Consider the following 19,723-nt stretch of genomic DNA (forward strand, 5'->3'; position numbering starts at 1 on the left):
CCAGCCCGGGCTACAACCCGTCAGGCGCCGCCTGCGGGAACTTTTCCCAATCAAACAATCTCCTGCACGTACTGCCACAGCGCTTTCAACAGCGCCTGCTTCTCTGTGTTGTCCGGATATTGCTGATACAACATCTGCAACTCATCGGCATAAGCCTGCAAACGCTCCGGGGTAAACACTTCACGACGATGCTCTAACCAGCGTTGCTGCTCGGCCTCGTCGAGGGTGCCGGGGAAATTGCGCGCGCGATAGTTAAACAGCAGGCGGGCTATCCGCTGGTCGGCGAAGGTAATATCCAGCGCGGGCAGGTTACGCGGCTCGGTTTCCAGAACGATTTTCATCGCCGCGCGGTCGGCATCGCTGAAAAAGCCGTTATAGAGCTGAGCATCGACGTTGTCAGACGGCACGAACGGCTCCGCGTCGGCAAAGAGGGCGACCACTTTCTCACGTAGCTGCGGATGACTGCGCAACAGTTGCAGATTATCCATGCAGCGCTGGCGGTTTATCCCCAGCCGGTCGGCATCCTGCGGGCGCAGCGCGTTATCCTGGGCCAGCACCGGGCATTTATTCAGATGAACCAGCTTAATCGGCACCGCTGCCAGTTCGCCGAGATCGGCTTTTGGCGTATACAGGCGTTCGCGCAGCGTATCGGCATCCAGTTCCAGCAGCGGGGTCATATCGCCGGCAAGATCGACCATGATCACCGCATTGCGGTTGTCCGGGTGCCAGGCAAGCGGGGCGACCAGGCTGGTGTTGCCGCGGGCCGCGCCGAACATGCCGGACACATGGACCAGCGGCTTGATTTGCACCACGTCGATAAGCGTCGCCAGCTTGCGCTTGTTGCGATGGCTGTAGAGATAGTCAAACAGGCGCGGCTGCTGGGTTTTGACCAGTTTCGCCATGGCGATGGTGGCGTAAACGTCGGCCATCGCGTCGTGGGCATTGCTGTGTTCAATGCCGTTGGCGACGGTCAGATGCTCCAGGCGGAAGCTCGGCAGGCCGTCGTCGTTCTCCGGCCAGTTGATCCCTTCCGGGCGCAGCGCGTAGCAGGCACGCATCACATCCAGCAGATCCCAACGGGAGTTATCGTGCTGCCAGCTCCAGGCGTAGGGATCGTAGAAGTTGCGATAGAAAATATTGCGGCTGACTTCATCATCGAAGCGCACGTTGTTATAGCCGACGATGCAGGTTTTGGGCACCGTGAACAGATCGTGAATACGGCGGGCAAAGGCCGCTTCGTTGTCGCCTTTGGCGATAGCTTCCTGCGGGGTGATCCCGGTGATCATGACCGCCTGCGGCTGCGGCAGATAGTCGTCGGCCAGTTTGCAGTAGAAGACTTCCGGTTCGCCGATGATATTCAGCTCCGCATCGGTGCGGATGGCGGCGAACTGCGCCGGCCGGTCAAGCGAAGGGCTGGTGCCGAAGGTCTCGTAATCGTGAAACAAAAATCCGGGCTGATTGGCGCTATCTTGCATAGTCTGTTCATTATCCATGGTGGCGTGCATCCGTTATGGTAAACGATTTGCCTGGGCATCAGAAGGGCGTTGGCCGTGGCAGACTTTTACCGTGTCATATTTTCTTGCAATTAAACCCTGATTTGAAAGAAGAACTTCCGTAAAAAGGACGGCGAGTCTGCCAATCTAGAGGATATGCCGTTGAAAGGCCGTTTTTTTATTGCTGTAACTTTGCTCGCTTCGAGCGTTTCTTGCGCATTTGCTGCTAATGATTTCCCCGCTACCGTGGCGCCGCCGTCGATTCAGGCTGGCTCCTGGGTACTCATGGATTATACCACCGGGCAGATACTGACTGCGGGCAATGAGCACCAGCAGCGTAACCCTGCCAGTCTGACGAAATTAATGACCGGCTATGTGGTCGATCGCGCGATCGACAGCCACCGCATCACCTTTGACGATATCGTCACCGTCGGCCGCGATGCCTGGGCCAAAGGCAACCCGGTATTTGACGGCTCGTCACTGATGTTCCTGAAGCAAGGTGACCGGGTCAGCGTGCGCGATTTAAGCCGCGGACTTATTGTCGATTCCGGTAACGACGCCTGCGTGGCGCTGGCGGATTATGTGGCCGGCGGCCAACCACAGTTCGTCGCCTTGATGAACAGCTATGTTGAAAAACTGCATCTGCAGGATACCCATTTTGAAACCGTGCATGGTCTTGATGCGCCGGGCCAGCACAGTTCCGCCTACGATCTGGCGGTACTGTCACGGGCGATCATTCACGGCGAGCCTGACGTCTACCATATGTACAGCCAAAAAAGCCTGACATGGAATGGTATCACCCAGCAGAACCGCAACGGGCTGCTGTGGGATAAAACCATGAATGTCGATGGCCTGAAGACCGGGCACACCTCAGGCGCCGGCTTTAACCTGATTGCCTCTGCGGTTGACGGCAAACGTCGTCTTATTGCCGTGGTGATGGGCGCCGACAGCCCGAAAGGGCGCGAACAGCAGGCGGCGAAGCTGCTGCACTGGGGCCAGCAAAACTTCGATACCGTCCAGGTGCTGCAAAAGGGCAAAAAAGTCGGCAGCGAGCAGATCTGGTACGGCGATAAAGATCACATCGAGCTGGGCACCGATCAGGACTTCTGGTTAGCGCTGCCGAAGTCGGAAGTGTCACGCATCAAAGCGAAATATGTGCTGGATAAGAAAGATCTCGAAGCGCCGATTGCCGCCAACCAGCGGGTGGGCGAAATTTCACTGTACGATGGTGACAAAGTGGTGGCCCACTGGCCGCTGGTCACTCTGGAGAGCGTCGGCAAGGGCGGGTTCTTCTCGCGATTGAGCGATTATCTGCACCACGGCCTGTAATCTTTATGCCCCGTTCGGGGCATTTTTTTTGGATAATATTACGGCAACTCTGCGAATCAACTCACATACTGAACCTCATCGCCTGGTTACACTTCATGTATATTTATACAGTTGTTATTAACAGTGGAGGCAGCATGGAATATCACGTTAAGTCCGTCGGCAAACGTAACATTGCCGGGTTTCACCTGGTGGGGCCGTGGGAACAGACCGTTAAGCAGGGTTTTGAACAACTGATGGCGTGGGTCACAAACCATCAGGTGCCGGCGCAGGAGTGGGTGGCCGTTTACTACGATAACCCAGACCAGGTGCCGCCCGAGAAACTGCGCTGCGATACGGTGGTTACCGTGGCGGAAGATTATGTTATCCCACCCGGCAGCGAAGGGGTGATTCTCACCGAGATCGCTGGAGGAGAGTACGCGTTCGCCCGCGCGCGGGTGGAAAATCATGACTTCTCCACGCCGTGGCTGGCCTTCTTCAACAGCCTGATGCAGGACAAGGCGTACCACATTGCGGAAAAACCGTGCTTCGAGCTTTATCTGAACGACGGCAATCAGGACGGCTACTGGGACATTGAAATGTATGTCGCGGTGACGCCGGTCGGGGAGTAACCCGATAATCCCTCTGTGAAAAGGTTTTTTTGATCGGCGTGCTGCTTATAGTGAAAAAGCAGTTACAATTGGCCTTTGCTACCTGCTTTCTTGCTGGAGAGCGTTGTGCGCGCTGATAAATCACTCAAGCCTTTCGAAATTCGTCTGTATCGCCACTATCGCGTGGTACATGGTATTCGAATTGCTCTGGCCTTTGTCCTCACTTTTTTGCTGGTTCGTCTGCTGAATGTGCCGGAAGGCACCTGGCCGCTGATCACCCTGGTGGTGGTGATGGGGCCAATTTCCTTCTGGGGCAACGTGGTGCCGCGTGCTTTTGAACGTATCGGCGGTACCATTTTAGGTTCGGCGCTGGGGCTGGTGGCGCTCAAGCTTGAACTGATCTCCTTACCCATAATGGTGCTGTGGTGCGGCCTGGCCATGTTTCTCTGCGGCTGGCTGGCGCTGGGCAAAAAGCCCTATCAGGCGCTGCTTATCGGCATCACGTTATCGGTGGTGGTCGGGGCGCCGCCCGGCGATATGCATACCGCGCTCTGGCGAAGCGGCGATGTTATCTTCGGCTCGTTGCTGGCGATGCTGTTCACCGGCATCTGGCCACAGCGGGCATTTCTGCACTGGCGCATTCAGATGGCCAACTATGTCACCGCCTTCAACCGTCTGTATCAGGCTGGTTTTTCCCCTAACCTGGTGGAGCGACCGCGTCTGGAAAAACACCTGCAGAAGGTGCTGAACGATGTGGTCAAAATGCGCGGCCTGATTACCCCGGCCAGCAAAGAGACCCATATCCAGAAAGCCATTTTCGAGGCGATTCAGACCGTGAGCCGCAATCTGGTCTGCATGCTTGAACTGCAGATCAACGCCTACTGGATTTCCCGTCCCGGCCATTTTGTGATGCTGAACGCCCATACGCTGCGCGAAACCCAGCAGATGACCCAGCAAACCTTGCTGACTATTGCGCATGCCTTGTATGAAGGTAACCCGCAGCCCATTCGCGCCAACACCGAAAAACTCAACGAGGTTGTGGCTGAACTGCGCCAGCTGATGAACGAGCATAAGGGGGAAAACCTGTCGGAAACCCCCATTCATGGCTACGTCTGGCTGAGCATCGAACTGGCGCGCCAGCTTGAGCTGCTGTCGAATTTAATCTGCCGGGCGCTGCGTAAATAAAAGCCAGATGCACGCAATTTGCCCACAGGTTGCTTCGATTCAGCTGCATTTAGGGTTATGATAAACGTAAAGGAAAAAACATTGTCATCAGCGTCTGCTAACAGTTATGTTAGCCCTATATAGCAGTCGCTTTAGCGAATCCGAATCTCAAATATTAGGGGTGTAAAAATGGAAACAACTAAGCCTTCTTTCCAGGACGTACTGGAGTTTGTTCGCCTGTATCGTCGTAAGAACAAATTGCAGCGTGAAATTCAGGACGTTGAGAAAAAGATCCGTGACAACCAGAAGCGCGTACTGCTGCTGGACAACCTCAGTGACTACATCAAGCCAGGCATGAGCGTTGAAGCCATTCAGGGCATTATTGCCAGCATGAAAAGCGATTACGAAGATCGTGTTGATGACTACATCATCAAAAATGCTGAGCTGTCCAAAGAACGCCGCGACATTTCCAAAAAGCTGAAAGTGATTGGCGAAGCGAAAGTCGAAGAGTAATCACGCTGTACCTGCCCGGTGGCGGCCCTCGTCGCCGGGAATTCCCCCTCTGATTTATCTCCTTCTCCCTGCGGTGAATGGCCTTGTCACGTGAATTTCTGCGCGCCACGGGGTTCACAATGGGCGATGACACATCATTTGACAGTGCGACGAGGAACATAATGGACAATCTTTCGGCTTTCATTGCCGCTATTGCACCGCCGGATCGGGCGGCGATGGCGCGGGCGCAACAGCATCTGGACGGATTATTAAAACCGCCGGGTAGCCTGGGGCGACTGGAAGCGCTGGCCGTACAACTGGCCGGTATGCCGGGGTTGCGCGGCGAGCTGCAGCTGATGGAGAAAGCCATCGTAGTGATGTGCGCCGATCATGGCGTCTGGCATGAAGGGGTTGCGATTTCACCTCAGGTGGTGACGGCGATTCAGGCAACAAACATGACCCGGAAAAATACCGGCGTCTGCGTGCTGGCGGCGCAGGCCGGAGCCCAGGTGCACGTGATTGATGCCGGTATCGACGCGGAGCCGATTCCCGGTCTGGTGAATATGAAAGTCGCGCGCGGCAGCGCTAACATTGCCCACACGGCGGCCATGAGTCGCGAACAGGCGACGGCGCTGCTGGTCGCCAGCATTGGCTATACCCGCGAGCTGGCGGCTCAAGGAGTCAAGGTGTTTGGCGTCGGCGAACTGGGCATGGCCAACACCACCCCCGCGGCGGCCGTGGTTAGCGTACTGACCGGCAATGATGCCCATGAGGTGGTTGGCATTGGCGCTAACCTGCCGGTGTCTCAGCTGGCGCACAAAGCCGACGTCGTGCGGCGGGCGATTGCGGTCAATCAACCGCAGGCGGACGATGGCCTGGATGTACTGGCGAAAGTGGGCGGGTTTGATCTGGTCGGTATGGCCGGCGTGATGCTGGGCGCGGCATCCTGCGGGTTGCCGGTGGTGCTGGACGGTTTTCTGTCTTATGCCTCGGCGCTGGCGGCCTGTCGTCTGGCGCCTGGGGTTCACCCGTATCTGATCCCGTCGCATCTGTCGGCGGAAAAAGGGGCGCGTATCGCACTGGAACACCTGCAGCTGGAACCTTATCTCAACATGGGGATGCGCTTAGGCGAAGGCAGCGGGGCGGCGCTGGCGATGCATCTGGTGCAGGCGGCCTGCACGATTTACAACGAAATGGGGACGCTGGCAGAAAGCAATATTGTGCTGCCGGAAGGTCACTAACCCGTCATCAGGGCGACAGCCGTCGCCCTGATATCCACACGGATTTAGAGCGCCTGTTGCCACACGTTCTGCGGTAGCAGGTAGACCGCAGCCGGCGCCTGCATCCCTGCCGTCACGATATGCTTGATACCGCTGGCCATCACCGCCAGGGTGACGTCAAAGGCGTTGAGGCTGTCGCCAAATCCGGCGGTCAGGTTCAGCATCGAGCCGTTGGCCATCAGATACACAGTTTTATCCTCCATCCGATAGGCATTGATGAACGGCATGACCTCTTCATGGCTGAACTGACGCAGATAGCCACAGTCGATCTCTTCGGCAACGTGGCCCACGTTGAGGATAAATACCCCGTCTTTCGCCTTGTCCAGGGCCTGGCTGTTGACCACTTTTTTGCCGCCGGTTGCGGTAGCGACCACATCCGCAGAGGCGATGGCATCCTGTAAGTCGACAACATGCCAGCCATCATAGGCCGCCTGCAGGCGACGAGCGGGATCGATTTCGGCCACCATGACCTGTCCGCCAAAGGCTTTCGCCGAGGCAGCAACGCCTTGACCCACCAGGCCATAGCCGATCACCAGCACTTTTTTCTCATGCAGGGTCAGGTGGGTGGTCTGGAAAAAGGTGTGCCAGGCGGTGAGGCCAACCATGTGACGGTTATGCAAACCTTCTTTCACCGGCAGATCGTCCCAGTTAAAAATCGGGTAGCCGGGACGGATATCGCCCAGGCGGCTGACGCCGGAGCCGGTGGCTTCCAGGCCGGCAACGATATTGCCAAACTCGCCGCGCTGGTGGAGCAGAGTGGTAATATCCGCCCCCATTTCGCACAGATGAGTTGGTTCCCAGGCAATGGCCTGCTCCCAGGATTGCTGCCAGTCGGCATCGCTCATGTCGCGCCAGGCGCAGGCCTCAGCGCCGCGCTCGACCAGCCAGGCGACCACATCATCCTGAACGGTGGTCGGGTTGCAGGTGGTCAGAAAGACTTTTGCCCCTTTTTCGAGGATCCCCTGCACCAGTGGGATCATTTTCATATCCAGATGCATGCAGCAGGCCAGTCGCACCTGGCTCAGGTCTGGAAGCGCGGCAACCTGGCGCAGCGTCCGCGGCATATTCTGGCGGGCCCATGCCACGTCTTTCGTAAAGTTTGTCTTATTATTCATGGTATTGTGACCTTCAGTGCGTAGAGCGGGTTAGTCCCCGATGGAAAAAAGGATTCTAGCGTAATGCGTGGGAATCCGGTAACGACAGCGCATCACGGCTGTCTGTCGTCGCCGCTGAGTGGTTCTAAGCAGGCGAGTGCAGCTGTTGCGCCAGCGCCTGGCGAAAACGATCCAGCAGGTTGGTCTCACCGGGCAGCAGCTCCGATAGCGAGACGGTTTTATCGGCCCGATAGACCCGGCCGCTGTTGAGCCTGGCTTCGAACGCATTTGCCGCCTGATGTGCCGCGGGCAGATCGGCTTCCAGTAAGATCACCGCATGGGCGAGGACGATATGCCCCTCGCCCTGCGAAAGAGGCCGCCAGTACTGGGCGGTTCCGGCAATTTTGCGCACATCCTCGCCCTCGCCGCAGGCCAGGTTGTAGCGCCCGTCGCAGAACGAACCGGTGACCGACTGAAAATGGCTGGTGACGCCGAACGTCGCCAGGGTGCGCTGCAGCAGCCCGCAGAGCAGGAGATAGATCGGCTCCGCCGCTTCTCCCAGCGGTTGTGATACCGGCCAGGCGAGACTGAGATTGACGATCCCCGGGCCTTGCGGCACCAGCCCGCCGCCGGATCGGCGTATCCATACCGGCCAGCCGCGGTGGCTGAAAAGCGTGCTGACGTGGTCAAGCTCACTAAATTTGCGGTAGCTTCCCGGCACGACAAACCCCTGCGGCGCCTGCCAGAGCTGGGCCACTGCCTGGCCATTACGCGCCAGCTCAATCAGTGGTTGCTCGGCAAGGGTCGGGTCGGGACAGAACCGCAGCGGGAGTTCCTGATGATGAAACTGCGCGGGCCAGCAGGCGGGACGGTTCTCCTGGATCATGACATCTCCTTATGGACGGCGGTTTCTCCGCCGTCCGCATGCTATCAGGGGTGAGTTTTCTGTTTCATCAGCATCGCCGTGAGGGCAGAGAGCAGGCAGCCGACGGTCAGGTAAATCGCCACGCTGTGCCACGATCCTCCGGAGAAGGTCACTAACGCCGCCGCGATAAACGGCGTAAAACCGCCGCCAACCACGCTGGCCACCTGATAGCCGACACCGGCACCGCTGTAGCGGTAGCTGGCACCGAACATCTCGGTGAACATCGGCTGCTGGACGCACACCACCATATCATGGGCGATATTGGCCAGCATCAGGGCGAAAAACAGGATCCAGAAGTAAGACTGACTCTCCAGGGCCATAAAGAACGGGAAGGCGCTCAGGGTGCCGATCAGTGCACCGGTTATATAGATGCGTCGCCGGCCAAAGCGGTCAGCCAGCCAGGCGAAGCAGGGAATCGTCAAACAGCTGATGGCGCCGACCAGCAGGCCAATATTCAGGAACAGTTCGCGCGGTAGCCCGAGGTTCTGCGTAGAGTAATTCAGGGCGAAGGCGGTCACGATATACATCGTTAACAGTTCGCACAGGCGCAGGGCGATGATCAGCAGAAACGCGCCGGGATGGCGGAGCAGGGCTTCGATTACCGGCAGACGTTTTTTCTCCGCCGGTTGCGGTTTCTGCTGCTGATTTTCAAATTCCGCCGATTCGGCCATGCCGTTGCGGATCCACAGGGCGATCAACACCAGCACCACGCTGAACAGGAAGGGCAAACGCCAGCCCCAGCTCAGGAACTGTTCGTCGGTGGTGTTGGCGCTAATCAGCGAGACCAGGCCGGTCGAGAGCAGCAGGCCGACACCATAACCCACCTGCACCCCGCTGCTGTAAAAGGCTTTTTTATGTTTTGGGGCGCTTTCCACGGCTAACAGCGCCGCGCCACCCCATTCACCGCCTACGGCGAAGCCCTGAATGGCTCGCAGGATGACCAGCAGAACCGGCGCCCACCAACCAATCTGGTTAAAGGAGGGAAGCAAACCGATGCAGGCGGTGGCAATGCCCATCATCCAGACGGTCATCATCAGCATCCGTTTACGTCCGAGACGATCGCCGAAATGGCCAAAGATAATGCCGCCTAACGGGCGAAACAGGAAACCGACGCCGAAGGTGGCGAAGGCTGCCAGGGTACCCATCGCGGGACTGACCTGCGGGAAAAACTCGCGGTTAAACACCAGCGCGGCGGTGATGCCGTACAGCAAAAAGTCATACCAGTCGACTACCGCACCGGCAAAGCTGCCCCAGGCCGCTCTTCTGGCGCGATTAAGTGAACAAACCTCCTTGCCGGGGGGATGAGAAATAAGCGTTGAGTCCATACTAATCCTGTCTGTTGTCATATTTGTCATTATTGGAATGAGACGCAGTCTTAGCCACGTCTTTACAGAGACTACCGCGCAGGCCGGGCAGAGAAAAGATTTTTACCGGAGACGTTACATAAATGGCAAAAAACGTTCTTTTTATCACCAGGTGTAAACATAAGTTCGGAGGGCTCTGAAATGCGGAAATATTTTTAATCCAGAACCTCACAACCCGGGGCTGACATCTTTTAAGAATTGACCCTAATGGTTTACAATTAACAAAACTCCAATTACGGAATGGTGAGCAAAATGCGTCTACTTTTCGCAGTGTTATTTTGTGTTATGGCTGTGCCAAATGCGTTTGCAGAAAAACTGCCTGCCCCTACGGGCAAGCCCGTTTTAACCATTTCCGGCCTGATTGGGAATACCAATGTTGGCGATACCGCGGTGTTTGACCGGGATATGCTGGAAAAACTGGGGATGGAGACGATTGTGACCACCACGCCATGGTACTCAGGCAAGGTGCGTTTCGATGGTGTTTCCCTTAAGAAATTGATGGATTTAGTGGGCGCTAAAGGTGAAACCGCAAAGGTTATTGCCCTTAATGATTATACGACTACCGTCCCGCTCGAAGACTTCCGCAAGTTCCCGACGATTCTGGCGCTAAAAATGAACGGCGAATATATGCAGATCCGCGATAAAGGCCCTTTATTTATTGTTTATCCGTACGACAGTAGCCCGGAACTACAGAATCAGATCTATTATTCCCGTTCGTCATGGCAAGTTTCAAAAATTATCATTGAGTAAGGGTTTGATCTTGAATCGAATACTTACCGCCATTATTTTGTCGCTTTTCATCATCACCGGGTACATTACCTACCTGGTGCATGAGCGGCAAGGTGAGTTACAGAAATTAACCCGCTATACGGACTCCTGGTCAGTCTCCCAGATGGTTTCCGAATATATGCGGCTGGAGGCGAGTTTAGGCGCGTATGCGCTCGGTGTTGATAGCGTCGACCACGATAAGGTCCGCCTGCGTCTGGATATTATGCTGAGCCAGATTGAACTGCTGGAGCAGGGCGATCTGGGCAGCTTTATCCGTAAGGACGCGGGGCGTAAGGCAACCGTGGCGAGTTTGATTCATATTTTACGTCAGCTCGACGGGGAACTCGATACGATGACCCCGGCACAGATCAAGCTCGTATTACGCGACATGAGCGAGCTTGACGGACCGATGACGTCGATTGCCTCCACCTCGCTGGTGCAGGGGATCGACGTGGTTAACGAGACCCACGACAAGATACAGAATCTGTATTTTATCTACTCTATTATCTCCGTCCTGCTGATCACCACCTGTATTACCTTGGGCCTGTTGATGTTGCGTCAGAATAACAACCTGCGCCGCGCCCATGTCAGAATGAAACTGCTGGCCGACGATCTGCAGTCATCGAAAGAGAAGCTACAGGTGCAGAACCGCCGGCTGCAGTACGATGCCTATCATGACTCATTAACCGGAATGCCAAACCGGCTCTCCTTCTGGCAAAAACTGCAAGAGGTCGTTAATCAGGTCAGGCCTTACAACGGCTCGGCGGTGATCATGCTGTTCGATCTCGATAACTTTAAAGATGTGAACGATACGCTGGGACACGATTCCGGCGATAAGCTGCTGCAGGAACTGGCCAGTCGACTCTCCTTTTTCCGTAAAACCTCGGAAACGCTGTATCGCCTGGGAGGGGATGAGTTTGCGCTGATCTCCAGCGATCTGAGCGAAGAGATGGCGCTGGATCGCGCCCAGGTCATTCGTGAGAAAATCACCCAGCCTTATCAAATTTATGATTCGCTGATCAATATTGATGCCTGTATCGGCGTGGTACTTTCTGAGCGGGAAACCCGTACCGATTATCTGTATAAGTGTGCCGATCTTGCGTTATATGAAGCCAAGAAGGAGGGGAGCGGCACGATCAAAATCTTCCGCCCTGACATGTTGCAACGTCTCCAGGAGAATAAGTCCTTTGAGGATGATCTGCTGCAGGCTCTCGATAATGGTGAGTTCCGGGTCTATTACCAGCCGATAGCCGATACGGTCAACGGCGAAATTTATGGCTACGAGGCGCTGGTGCGCTGGTTCCATCCTGTGCGTGGCGTGGTGCCGCCCACCACCTTTATTCCGATTGCCGAGAAGACCGGGATGATCAATGCGCTCGGGGAGTGGGTATTGAGTACCGCCTGCGAGGAGGCCGCGAGGTGGTCGTCTCCGATGAAGGTCTCGGTTAACGTGTCGCCCATTCAGTTAATTAACAGCTCGCTGACCGACGTGGTTATCTCGGTCCTCAAGCGCACAGGGCTGGATCCGCACCGTCTGGACCTCGAAATTACCGAGTCGGATATATTCAATGAAAATACCCGTTCTTTAGAGATCCTCAGCCAGCTGCGCGAGCTTGGCATCCAGATTTCTATTGATGATTTTGGTACCGGTTACTCGTCATTGTCGCGCTTGAGCTATTTCCCGTTCGACAAAATCAAAATCGACCGCTCATTTGTGGTGAATATTCCAATGCAGAAAGATGACCTGGATATCGTCCGGTTGATTATCAGCATGGGGAAAAGCCTACATATGCGCATCGTCGCCGAAGGTGTCGAAACCGAAGAGCAGCTACATTCCTTGCAGCAGCTTGGTTGCGACCTGGTTCAGGGTTATCTGATTGGTAAACCCGGCCCGCTGAATACCCCGGATAAATAATGACCTCTGGTGATCTGGCGCGGGTCTGAATAATCAGTTCAGGAGAGTTGGCTGATTGCGGAAAGCAAAAAGCCCGCTCAGGTTACCCTGAGCGGGCTTCTTAAATTTGGCTCCTCTGACTGGACTCGAACCAGTGACATACGGATTAACAGTCCGCCGTTCTACCGACTGAACTACAGAGGAATCGGTGTGGAGTCGTATCTTAGCGGCGAAAAAAATTTTGTCAAACATCTAATTGCCCCCTCAGAACCAACTGGCGGTTCCATCAACAATTTGTTGCTATTACCGACGATTAATAAGGAAAAATGTTTTGCAGGAACGGCCATTCTCCATCATCATTTGAAATGTAGTTTCAACTTTTCTCACTAAGGTCTCCCTTGAACGCCACCTCCGCAGTGCGCCAGGTCTTTGAACGAACAACCTGGTTCAAAAAACGTAAGAGTTACCGTGTGCTGTACTGGCGCGAAATCAGCCCCCTTGCTGTGCCTATTTTCCTCGAAAATACCTGTGTTTTATTGATGGGCGTGCTGAGCACATTCCTGGTCAGCTGGCTGGGAAAAGAGGCGATGGCCGGCGTCGGTCTGGCCGATAGCTTCAATATGGTGATCATGTCGTTCTTTGCCGCCATTGACCTTGGGACCACGGTGGTGGTGGCCTTTAGCCTGGGCAAACGTGACCGGCGACGGGCAAGAGCGGCGGCCCGACAGTCGCTGGCGATCATGACGCTGTTCTCAATCCTGCTGGCGGTGGTGATCCATGCCTTTGGGAAGGAGATCATCGACGTGGTTGCCGGTGAGGCCTCGGAAGAGGTGAAGGCGATGGCGTTGACCTACCTTGAGCTGACGGTGCTGAGCTATCCGGCGGCGGCCATCGCGCTGATCGGCAGCGGGGCGCTGCGCGGTGCAGGCAACACGAAAATTCCGCTGCTGATCAATGGCGGGATGAACATTCTCAACATCATTATCAGCAGTATCCTGATTTACGGTATTTTTTCCTGGCCGGGCCTGGGGTTTGTTGGCGCCGGTCTGGGGCTGACGATTGCCCGCTATATTGGCGCGGTGGCGATTATCTGGGTGCTGGCGATTGGCTTTAACCCGGCGCTGCGTATTTCGATCAAAAGTTATTTCCAGCCCTTCAACTTTGCGATTATCTGGGAAGTGATGGGCATCGGTATTCCGGCCAGCATCGAGTCCGTACTCTTCAACAGCGGCAAACTGCTGACGCAAATGTTTGTCGCCGGAATGGGGACTAACGTTATCGCTGGTAACTTTATTGCCTTTTCCGTCGCCGCGCTGATTAACCTGCCGGGTAACGCACTGGGGTCCGCCTCGACGATCATTACCGGTAAACGGTTAGGTAAAGGACAAATAGGACAGGCGGAGCGCCAGGCGTGGCACGTGTTCTGGCTATCGACGGTGGTGCTCACGGTTATTGCGTGGGGGACGGCGCCGTTTGCTAATCTGATCGCCTCGTTCTACACCAGCGAAGAAGACGTCAAAGTCGTGGTTAAAGAGCTGCTCTGGCTGAACGCCTTCTTTATGCCTATCTGGGCGACCTCGTGGATTTTACCTTGCGCATTTAAAGGTGCGCGCGATGTGCGCTATACCATGTGGGTATCGATGCTGGGAATGTGGGGCTGTCGCGTGGTGGCGGGCTATACCCTGGGGATTGTGCTGGGGATGGGGGTCATCGGGGTCTGGCTGGGCATGGTGCTCGACTGGGCGGTACGCGGCGTGCTGTTCTATGGCCGTATGGTGAGCGGGCGTTGGCTGTGGAAATATCCGCGGGTCAAAACTCAAGTGGACGAAACATAACCACTTTTCAGTAAAAACGGCAATATTTGTGCAAAGTGGAGAATAAATCGGCAAACGGTGTGAATTATGAAAACAGCCTTTGACAAGGGCATCCACCGCCGTTAATATTCGCCCCGTTCACACGATTCCTCTGTAGTTCAGTCGGTAGAACGGCGGACTGTTAATCCGTATGTCACTGGTTCGAGTCCAGTCAGAGGAGCCATATTTAAGAAACCCGCTTAAGGAAACTTAAGCGGGTTTTTTGCTTTTTGTCTTCTGGATGGTGCTGTTGTTTTCCGGTTCCCTGCGCGAAGCACGCGCAGGGTTATGGGGTATGGCGTTAGCGGAACGGGGGTTCGTTGAAGGTGCGCAGCTTACGAGAGTGCATGTGATCGCCCTCTGCGCGTAGTAAATCGATGGCCTTGATGCCGATTTGCAAATGTTCGGAAATGGCCCCTTCATAGAAACGGTTCGCCTGGCCGGGCAGCTTAATCTCGCCGTGCAGCGGTTTGTCTGACACGCACAGCAGTGTGCCGTACGGCACGCGGAAGCGGTAGCCCTGGGCGGCAATGGTGGCGCTTTCCATATCGATGGCGACGGCACGGCTGAGGTTAAAGCGCAGCGCCGAGGCGGAATAGCGCAACTCCCAGTTCCGATCATCGGTCGTCACGACCGTCCCGGTACGCAGGCGCTGTTTGACCTCTTCTCCCGGCATGCCGCTAATCTGCTTGGTGGCGTCGTAAAGTGCACGCTGCACTTCGGCAATGCTGGGTATCGGGATATCGGGCGGCAGCACCGCATCCAGCACGTGGTCATCGCGCAGGTAGGCATGCGCCAGCACGTAGTCCCCAATGGTCTGGCTTTCTCGCAGGCCGCCGCAGTGGCCAATCATCAGCCAGACGTCCGGCCGCAGGACCGCCAGGTGGTCGCAGATGTTCTTGGCGTTTGCCGGCCCGACGCCGATATTAATCAAGGTAATTCCCTGACCATCTTTGGTGATCAGGTGCCAGGCTGGCATCTGATGCTTTTTCCATGCCAGGTCGGAAACAGCCTGCTCTGGTGCTTCGGTATCGGCGGTGATCCAGATGCCGCCGGCGCAGGAGAGGGCAATATAGGGGCTGTCGGGGTCAAGAATCTGGCTGCATCCCCAGCTGACGAACTCATCGACGTAGCGCGTGTAGTTGGTAAACAGGACGTACGGCTGGAAGTGATCGACCGGCGTGCCAGTGTAGTGACGCAGGCGCGCGAGGGAGAAATCCACACGGCGGGCATCAAAATGGGAAAGCGGATGATGCTCGGTCGGATGGAACAGCCCGTCGGCGGTCTCATCACCGATTTGCGACAGCTCGGTGGTCGGGAAATGTCGGGTCAGGCCAGCACTCATCGAACGATCGAGCGTTAAGGCTGAACCATCGATGACATACGGATAGGGGATTTCATGCTGCGACCGCTCGACGCTGATATGCGCGCCGTAATCCTGATACAACGACGTGAGCTGCTCCAGCAGATAGGCACGAAAAAGTTTGGGATTGGTAATGGTCGTGGTGTAGCAACCGGCATGAGTGAAGCGGCCCCATGCTCGGGTTTTTAGCGCTTTATGGTCGGCGCCATCCCAGGATACGGACAGCTGTGGATAGACAAACAGTCCGTTGGCGCGCTCTTCTTCATCAGGGAGTACGCTTTGGTTGATATACTCGCCGATGGCTTTACGTAATGCATCGACCGAACGTTCATACTGCGCTTCAAGCTGGCTCAGCGCTTGCTCCGGGGTCAGACTGGCGGCCTTCTGGTTCATCTTCGCTCCTTATTTCAGGTCTGCTGACATGCCCGATAGTATGTCACAGACGGAAAAGTGCGAAGGGGAATTTCAGCGGCTTAGCGGCGAAAGTGATTGAATTCGATATTGTTGATGATGTTTTACGCAGGCGTGACGGCTTCAGCCCAGTGTTCGGTAGTGTAGGGGCGTGCTTTGATGACTTTTACGCTGTTTGCCAGGTTGCCATTAATGCAATAGCGAGCGTTTGCCAGTGGCGTGAGCTTATCGCCACACCGCAGGGGGAGATGGCAGGAATCAACCGTGGCGATTATCGCTAACTGACCACTTTGCAAGACCACACAATGCGGGCCTGCCTCGTTGGCTGACCGTACTTTTTTGACCCACCATTCCATCCGACTTTCTCTGCGCTATGATTTCCCCGGCGATAATTGCCGGTTCCCTCATTTCTTACAATCGGAATAGACCATTGGTTTAGTCTGTGTTTAACCGGCCATGAATCAGAATATCGTCACATGCATGATTGTCCGCACCAGAATGCCGATAATGGCGCCCGGGGCGGCAAAACGAAACAGGCGAACAAAGCGCGAGCTGATCCCCAGATAGATGCCGATACCCGGCAGGTCAAACGACTGGACCAGCAGCCCGGCGGAGGCATTGAGCTGGCTGACGGTGACTTTCCCTTGCTGAATTAATTCAGAAACGACCCCGAAATAGGCGGTGCCGCCGGCGACGCATTTCACCAGGGTTGGCAGGACGAAATTCACCGGAATGTTTAACCACAGCAGCAGCGGCATCAGCAGTTGCTGCAGCAGTTCGATGAGGCCTGCCTCCTTCATGATGCCGACGATGGTTAGCGACAGGATCAGCATGGGGACCGCGCCAAGCGCAAGGCGAATGGCATCGGAACCGGCGTTGTTAATCACCGCGAGCATCCCCTGGCTGTTTTGCTCGCTATTCGGCAGCGCTTCAGCACGTGGATTCTCCACGATAGACAACCGGCGACCGGTGATATACCAGGTGGCTGCCGCCGCGCACAGACCGCCGACCATGGAGATGGCAATCGAGGCGGTCCAGTGCAGGCCAAAAGGGGTCAGCGGATAAAAGACGTTACCCTGTCCCATGGCGAACACCATGGCGAGGGTTGCGGCCATCTGCCGGTCTGAGACGCCGCGTTTATCCATGATCGACAACGTGGCCAGCGGGGCGGCAAAGCTCACGAAGTTCATCTGGATCAGCGCGAAGGCGCTCATGCCGCTGAGGCCGAAAGGCTTGAGTAACGGAGCAATCCAGCGGACGATAACATCGAGCACGCCGCGCACTTCCAGGTATTTCATGATCATCAGCATCACGACCATGATGGGTAAGAGCGTATAAAGTGCGACATCAACGGAAGATTTACCCGCCGACATAATGATGCTTATTACATCCATTTATTCTCAGTCACCGCATTGCGCAAAGATAATGTGCCTCATCATATTCCCCACCGAAAGAAAATGATATCGCGGCTCTGGAGGCGGTTTTGCCCTCCTGCCACAGGGGTGGGCATCATCAAAACAGGCTTACCGGGCATCAAAAGCCTTGTGGCGTCTGGGCTGACGGATGAAACAAACCGCACGGGACGAGGCATTTAGTGGCCGTGCTCGGGAGGAATTGTCACAGGGGGATGCGGTAACTGTCCTGTCTGGCAATGGAGCCCGGCCGCAATACAACGGCACATTTACACCCCTTTCAATCAATGGTTGGAATGCGTTTTCCTTTTATCAATAAATGGCCATGCATTTTGTTTGGCGGGTCCCCATTATCTGCATTATTGATTTTCATCTATATAGCCTGGGATCTATATTGCAAGGAGGGGCCTGTGTGGACGATTAAGACTACGGATCGGTTTGATATCTGGTTTAGTGAACTTGGTGCCGCTGACCGGGCCTGTGTACTGGCGTCGCTACTAAGGTCGGGAATGAAAAACGCTTTTATGACCAGATGATCCCGGTCGCCGATCGGGAGTTCAGCGATTATTTAAATACGCCAGATGATGAGGAATAGCGCGATGGGCAGAACGCTCGAACAGCTTCTTGCTGATGAAACACCGAATGTCGTGGCCGATGCACGGGCAATGGCTACGGACATCCTGCTCAATATCCACCTTGCCGAACTGCGTGAGAAAGTACAGAAAACCCAGGTAGAAATGGCGCAGGCTTTGGGGATCCGGCAACCTACGGTTGCCAGTATGGAGAAGCCGGGGCGGGATTTGAAACTGTCCACGCTCAAACGCTATGTAGAGGCGACGGGCGGCAAACTACGTCTTGACGTGGAGCTACCGGATGGTTCCCATTACGGCTTTACCCTGTAGTGAATTCTCCTTACTACAATGCAAGAAGCCCGCTTAAGTTTCCTTAAGCGGGCTTCTCTAATATGGCTCCTCTGACTGGACTCGAACCAGTGACATACGGATTAACAGTCCGCCGTTCTACCGACTGAACTACAGAGGAATCGTGTGAACGGGGCGCATATTAACGGCGACGGATGGCCTTGTCAAAGTCTGATTCATCAAAATGTGTTTGATTGCTGACAATTTCAGCGACCGGCCACTTTTGCGCTTTTTTTCGACATTGTGCACCACGGTAGTGCACATATACCCCGAATGGGGCATAGCCTAAACTGCTTACCGGGCAAATAAATCGTCCGTTGCTATCAGAATCCCTTATTACGCCGCGAATGGCGGCCTTTGCATCGATCTGAAAAAACTGGCAAGCAAATTGCAAAACCTTCTGTATCTAAATTGCCAGCGTTGGTACTGGCTTTCCTTACAGGAGGCAAAATGAACTTAAGACGACTGAAGTATTTTGTGAAAATCGTCGATATCGGTAGCCTGACCCAGGCCGCTGAAGTCTTGCATATCGCACAACCGGCGTTGAGCCAGCAAGTGGCGACCCTGGAAGGCGAACTGGACCAGCAACTGCTGATTCGCACAAAACGTGGCGTGACGCCGACCGAAGCCGGGAAGATTCTTTATACCCATGCCCGGACCATCCTGCGTCAGTGTGAGCAGGCCCAGCTGGCGGTCAACAACGTTGGCCATACGCTGAGCGGGCAGGTTTCTATTGGCCTGGCGCCGGGCACTGCGGCTTCCGCCATTACCATGCCTCTGCTGCAGACGGTGCGTAACGAACTCCCTGAAGTGATGGTCTATCTGCAGGAGAGCAGCGGCACCATTCTCAACGATAAATTGCTCGGCGGGCAGCTGGATATGGCGGTGCTGTATGAGCGCTCACCGGTCGCCGGGATCATCAGCCAGCCTTTGCTGAAAGAAGATCTCTACCTGGTCGGAACCCGCGATTGCCCTGGGCAAAGCGTCGACCTGACCGCAGTGGCAGAGATGAATCTGTTCCTGCCGCGTGATTACAGCGCGGTGCGCGCACGCGTGACTGAAGCATTTACCTTGCGCCGACTGTCGGCGAAGATCATTGGCGAAATTGAATCCATCACCACCTTAACGGCGGCGATTGCCAGCGGGATGGGCGTCACCGTTCTGCCAGAATCCGCCGCTCGCTCATTATGCCAGGCAGCAAATGGCTGGATGGCACGGATCAGCACTCCGTCGATGAGCCTGTCGCTGTCACTGAACATGTCCGCTAAGGGAAGCCTGTCGCCGCAGGCGCAAGCGGTAAAAGAAATCTTACTCTCTCTGGTCAGCCGACCTTCGCTGGAGAACCGTGAATTACTGCTGGTGAGTTAATCTATA

18 protein-coding genes, 3 tRNA genes and 1 pseudogene are annotated in these 19,723 nt (G+C 55.5%); 13 read left to right on the forward strand and 9 right to left on the reverse strand.

All coding sequences use genetic code 11. The annotated features are described in order from the left end of the window. Nucleotides 1–50: 50 nt before the first annotated feature. The gene (sbcB, locus tag HF679_RS02360) at nucleotides 51–1,475 is read right to left on the reverse strand and encodes an exodeoxyribonuclease I (RefSeq protein WP_123755513.1); all 1,425 of its coding nucleotides are present in this window, start codon (nucleotides 1,473–1,475) and stop codon (nucleotides 51–53) included. 180 nt (nucleotides 1,476–1,655) lie between these two features. On the opposite strand from sbcB, the gene dacD reads away from it, so the two are divergent. From dacD to cobT, 5 genes are all read left to right on the forward strand, one after another. After that, nucleotides 1,656–2,822 (forward strand): serine-type D-Ala-D-Ala carboxypeptidase DacD, encoded by a 1,167-nt coding sequence (dacD, locus tag HF679_RS02365; protein WP_174507977.1) that lies wholly within the window; start codon nucleotides 1,656–1,658, stop codon nucleotides 2,820–2,822. Nucleotides 2,823–2,956: 134 nt separating this feature from the next. Continuing rightward, nucleotides 2,957–3,430 carry a DNA gyrase inhibitor SbmC gene (sbmC, locus tag HF679_RS02370; RefSeq protein ID WP_123755016.1) on the forward strand — a complete coding sequence of 158 codons (474 nt, stop codon included), beginning with the start codon at nucleotides 2,957–2,959 and terminating at the stop codon, nucleotides 3,428–3,430. Nucleotides 3,431–3,535: 105 nt separating this feature from the next. Then, on the forward strand, nucleotides 3,536–4,594 hold the full coding sequence (locus tag HF679_RS02375; RefSeq protein ID WP_123755015.1) for an FUSC family protein: 1,059 nt from the start codon (nucleotides 3,536–3,538) through the stop codon (nucleotides 4,592–4,594). Between the two features lie 168 nt (nucleotides 4,595–4,762). Next, nucleotides 4,763–5,086: a DUF496 family protein gene (locus HF679_RS02380; protein WP_041146350.1), complete on the forward strand. Its 324-nt coding sequence runs from the start codon at nucleotides 4,763–4,765 to the stop codon at nucleotides 5,084–5,086. Between the two features lie 161 nt (nucleotides 5,087–5,247). Further along, a complete protein-coding gene (cobT, locus tag HF679_RS02385; protein WP_187042575.1) occupies nucleotides 5,248–6,306 on the forward strand; it encodes a nicotinate-nucleotide--dimethylbenzimidazole phosphoribosyltransferase in 1,059 nt (352 codons plus the stop codon). Nucleotides 6,307–6,350: 44 nt separating this feature from the next. Here the strand turns inward: cobT and HF679_RS02390 are convergent, their stop codons facing one another. The 3 genes from HF679_RS02390 to shiA form a co-directional block, all read right to left on the reverse strand. Beyond that, nucleotides 6,351–7,460, reverse strand: coding sequence for an adenosylhomocysteinase (locus HF679_RS02390; protein WP_187042576.1), 1,110 nt, complete (start codon nucleotides 7,458–7,460; stop codon nucleotides 6,351–6,353). 124 nt (nucleotides 7,461–7,584) lie between these two features. Then, nucleotides 7,585–8,325, reverse strand: coding sequence for a lipoyl protein ligase domain-containing protein (locus HF679_RS02395; RefSeq protein WP_187042577.1), 741 nt, complete (start codon nucleotides 8,323–8,325; stop codon nucleotides 7,585–7,587). A gap of 44 nt (nucleotides 8,326–8,369) precedes the next feature. Beyond that, a complete protein-coding gene (gene shiA / locus HF679_RS02400) occupies nucleotides 8,370–9,689 on the reverse strand; it encodes a shikimate transporter (RefSeq protein ID WP_123755011.1) in 1,320 nt (439 codons plus the stop codon). A 291-nt stretch (nucleotides 9,690–9,980) separates the two neighbouring features. Between shiA and HF679_RS02405 the strand changes: the two genes are divergently transcribed. Beyond that, nucleotides 9,981–10,478 carry a molybdopterin-dependent oxidoreductase gene (locus tag HF679_RS02405; RefSeq protein WP_123755010.1) on the forward strand — a complete coding sequence of 166 codons (498 nt, stop codon included), beginning with the start codon at nucleotides 9,981–9,983 and terminating at the stop codon, nucleotides 10,476–10,478. 10 nt (nucleotides 10,479–10,488) lie between these two features. Beyond that, nucleotides 10,489–12,411, forward strand: coding sequence for a putative bifunctional diguanylate cyclase/phosphodiesterase (locus HF679_RS02410; protein ID WP_187042578.1), 1,923 nt, complete (start codon nucleotides 10,489–10,491; stop codon nucleotides 12,409–12,411). A gap of 107 nt (nucleotides 12,412–12,518) precedes the next feature. On the opposite strand, the gene HF679_RS02415 is transcribed toward HF679_RS02410, so the two are convergent. Then, nucleotides 12,519–12,594, reverse strand: a tRNA-Asn gene (locus HF679_RS02415). 6 nt (nucleotides 12,595–12,600) lie between these two features. Between HF679_RS02415 and HF679_RS24990 the strand changes: the two genes are divergently transcribed. The 3 genes from HF679_RS24990 to HF679_RS02425 all read left to right on the forward strand — a co-directional run bounded on the left by HF679_RS24990 (nucleotide 12,601) and on the right by HF679_RS02425 (nucleotide 14,427). Then, entirely contained in the window at nucleotides 12,601–12,780 is a 180-nt protein-coding gene (locus tag HF679_RS24990) for a DUF5951 family protein (RefSeq protein ID WP_222618218.1), read from the forward strand. 8 nt (nucleotides 12,781–12,788) lie between these two features. Next, a complete protein-coding gene (locus HF679_RS02420; protein ID WP_123755008.1) occupies nucleotides 12,789–14,225 on the forward strand; it encodes an EmmdR/YeeO family multidrug/toxin efflux MATE transporter in 1,437 nt (478 codons plus the stop codon). Nucleotides 14,226–14,351: 126 nt separating this feature from the next. Beyond that, nucleotides 14,352–14,427: transfer RNA gene (locus HF679_RS02425), tRNA-Asn, on the forward strand. Nucleotides 14,428–14,544: 117 nt separating this feature from the next. On the opposite strand, the gene HF679_RS02430 is transcribed toward HF679_RS02425, so the two are convergent. The 3 genes from HF679_RS02430 to HF679_RS02440 form a co-directional block, all read right to left on the reverse strand. Next, nucleotides 14,545–15,999 carry an AMP nucleosidase gene (locus tag HF679_RS02430; RefSeq protein WP_123755007.1) on the reverse strand — a complete coding sequence of 485 codons (1,455 nt, stop codon included), beginning with the start codon at nucleotides 15,997–15,999 and terminating at the stop codon, nucleotides 14,545–14,547. 122 nt (nucleotides 16,000–16,121) lie between these two features. After that, the gene (locus tag HF679_RS02435; RefSeq protein WP_123755006.1) at nucleotides 16,122–16,373 is read right to left on the reverse strand and encodes a histidine kinase; all 252 of its coding nucleotides are present in this window, start codon (nucleotides 16,371–16,373) and stop codon (nucleotides 16,122–16,124) included. 105 nt (nucleotides 16,374–16,478) lie between these two features. Next, a complete protein-coding gene (locus HF679_RS02440; RefSeq protein WP_187042579.1) occupies nucleotides 16,479–17,411 on the reverse strand; it encodes a nucleoside recognition domain-containing protein in 933 nt (310 codons plus the stop codon). A 428-nt stretch (nucleotides 17,412–17,839) separates the two neighbouring features. Between HF679_RS02440 and HF679_RS24790 the strand changes: the two are divergent. Both HF679_RS24790 and HF679_RS02445 read left to right on the forward strand, forming a co-directional pair. After that, nucleotides 17,840–18,024 (forward strand): annotated as a pseudogene (locus tag HF679_RS24790) (hypothetical protein). A gap of 4 nt (nucleotides 18,025–18,028) precedes the next feature. Then, nucleotides 18,029–18,331: a helix-turn-helix domain-containing protein gene (locus HF679_RS02445; RefSeq protein WP_123755004.1), complete on the forward strand. Its 303-nt coding sequence runs from the start codon at nucleotides 18,029–18,031 to the stop codon at nucleotides 18,329–18,331. A gap of 63 nt (nucleotides 18,332–18,394) precedes the next feature. Here the strand turns inward: HF679_RS02445 and HF679_RS02450 are convergent. Continuing rightward, nucleotides 18,395–18,470 (reverse strand) — tRNA-Asn (locus HF679_RS02450). Nucleotides 18,471–18,799: 329 nt separating this feature from the next. On the opposite strand from HF679_RS02450, the gene nac reads away from it, so the two are divergent. Beyond that, the gene (gene nac, locus HF679_RS02455) at nucleotides 18,800–19,717 is read left to right on the forward strand and encodes a nitrogen assimilation transcriptional regulator NAC (RefSeq protein WP_123754970.1); all 918 of its coding nucleotides are present in this window, start codon (nucleotides 18,800–18,802) and stop codon (nucleotides 19,715–19,717) included. Nucleotides 19,718–19,723: the final 6 nt, after the last annotated feature.

Origin of the sequence: Enterobacter sp. JUb54 (genome assembly GCF_014298075.1) — a bacterium.
Lineage (GTDB): Bacteria > Pseudomonadota > Gammaproteobacteria > Enterobacterales > Enterobacteriaceae > Klebsiella > Klebsiella lignicola.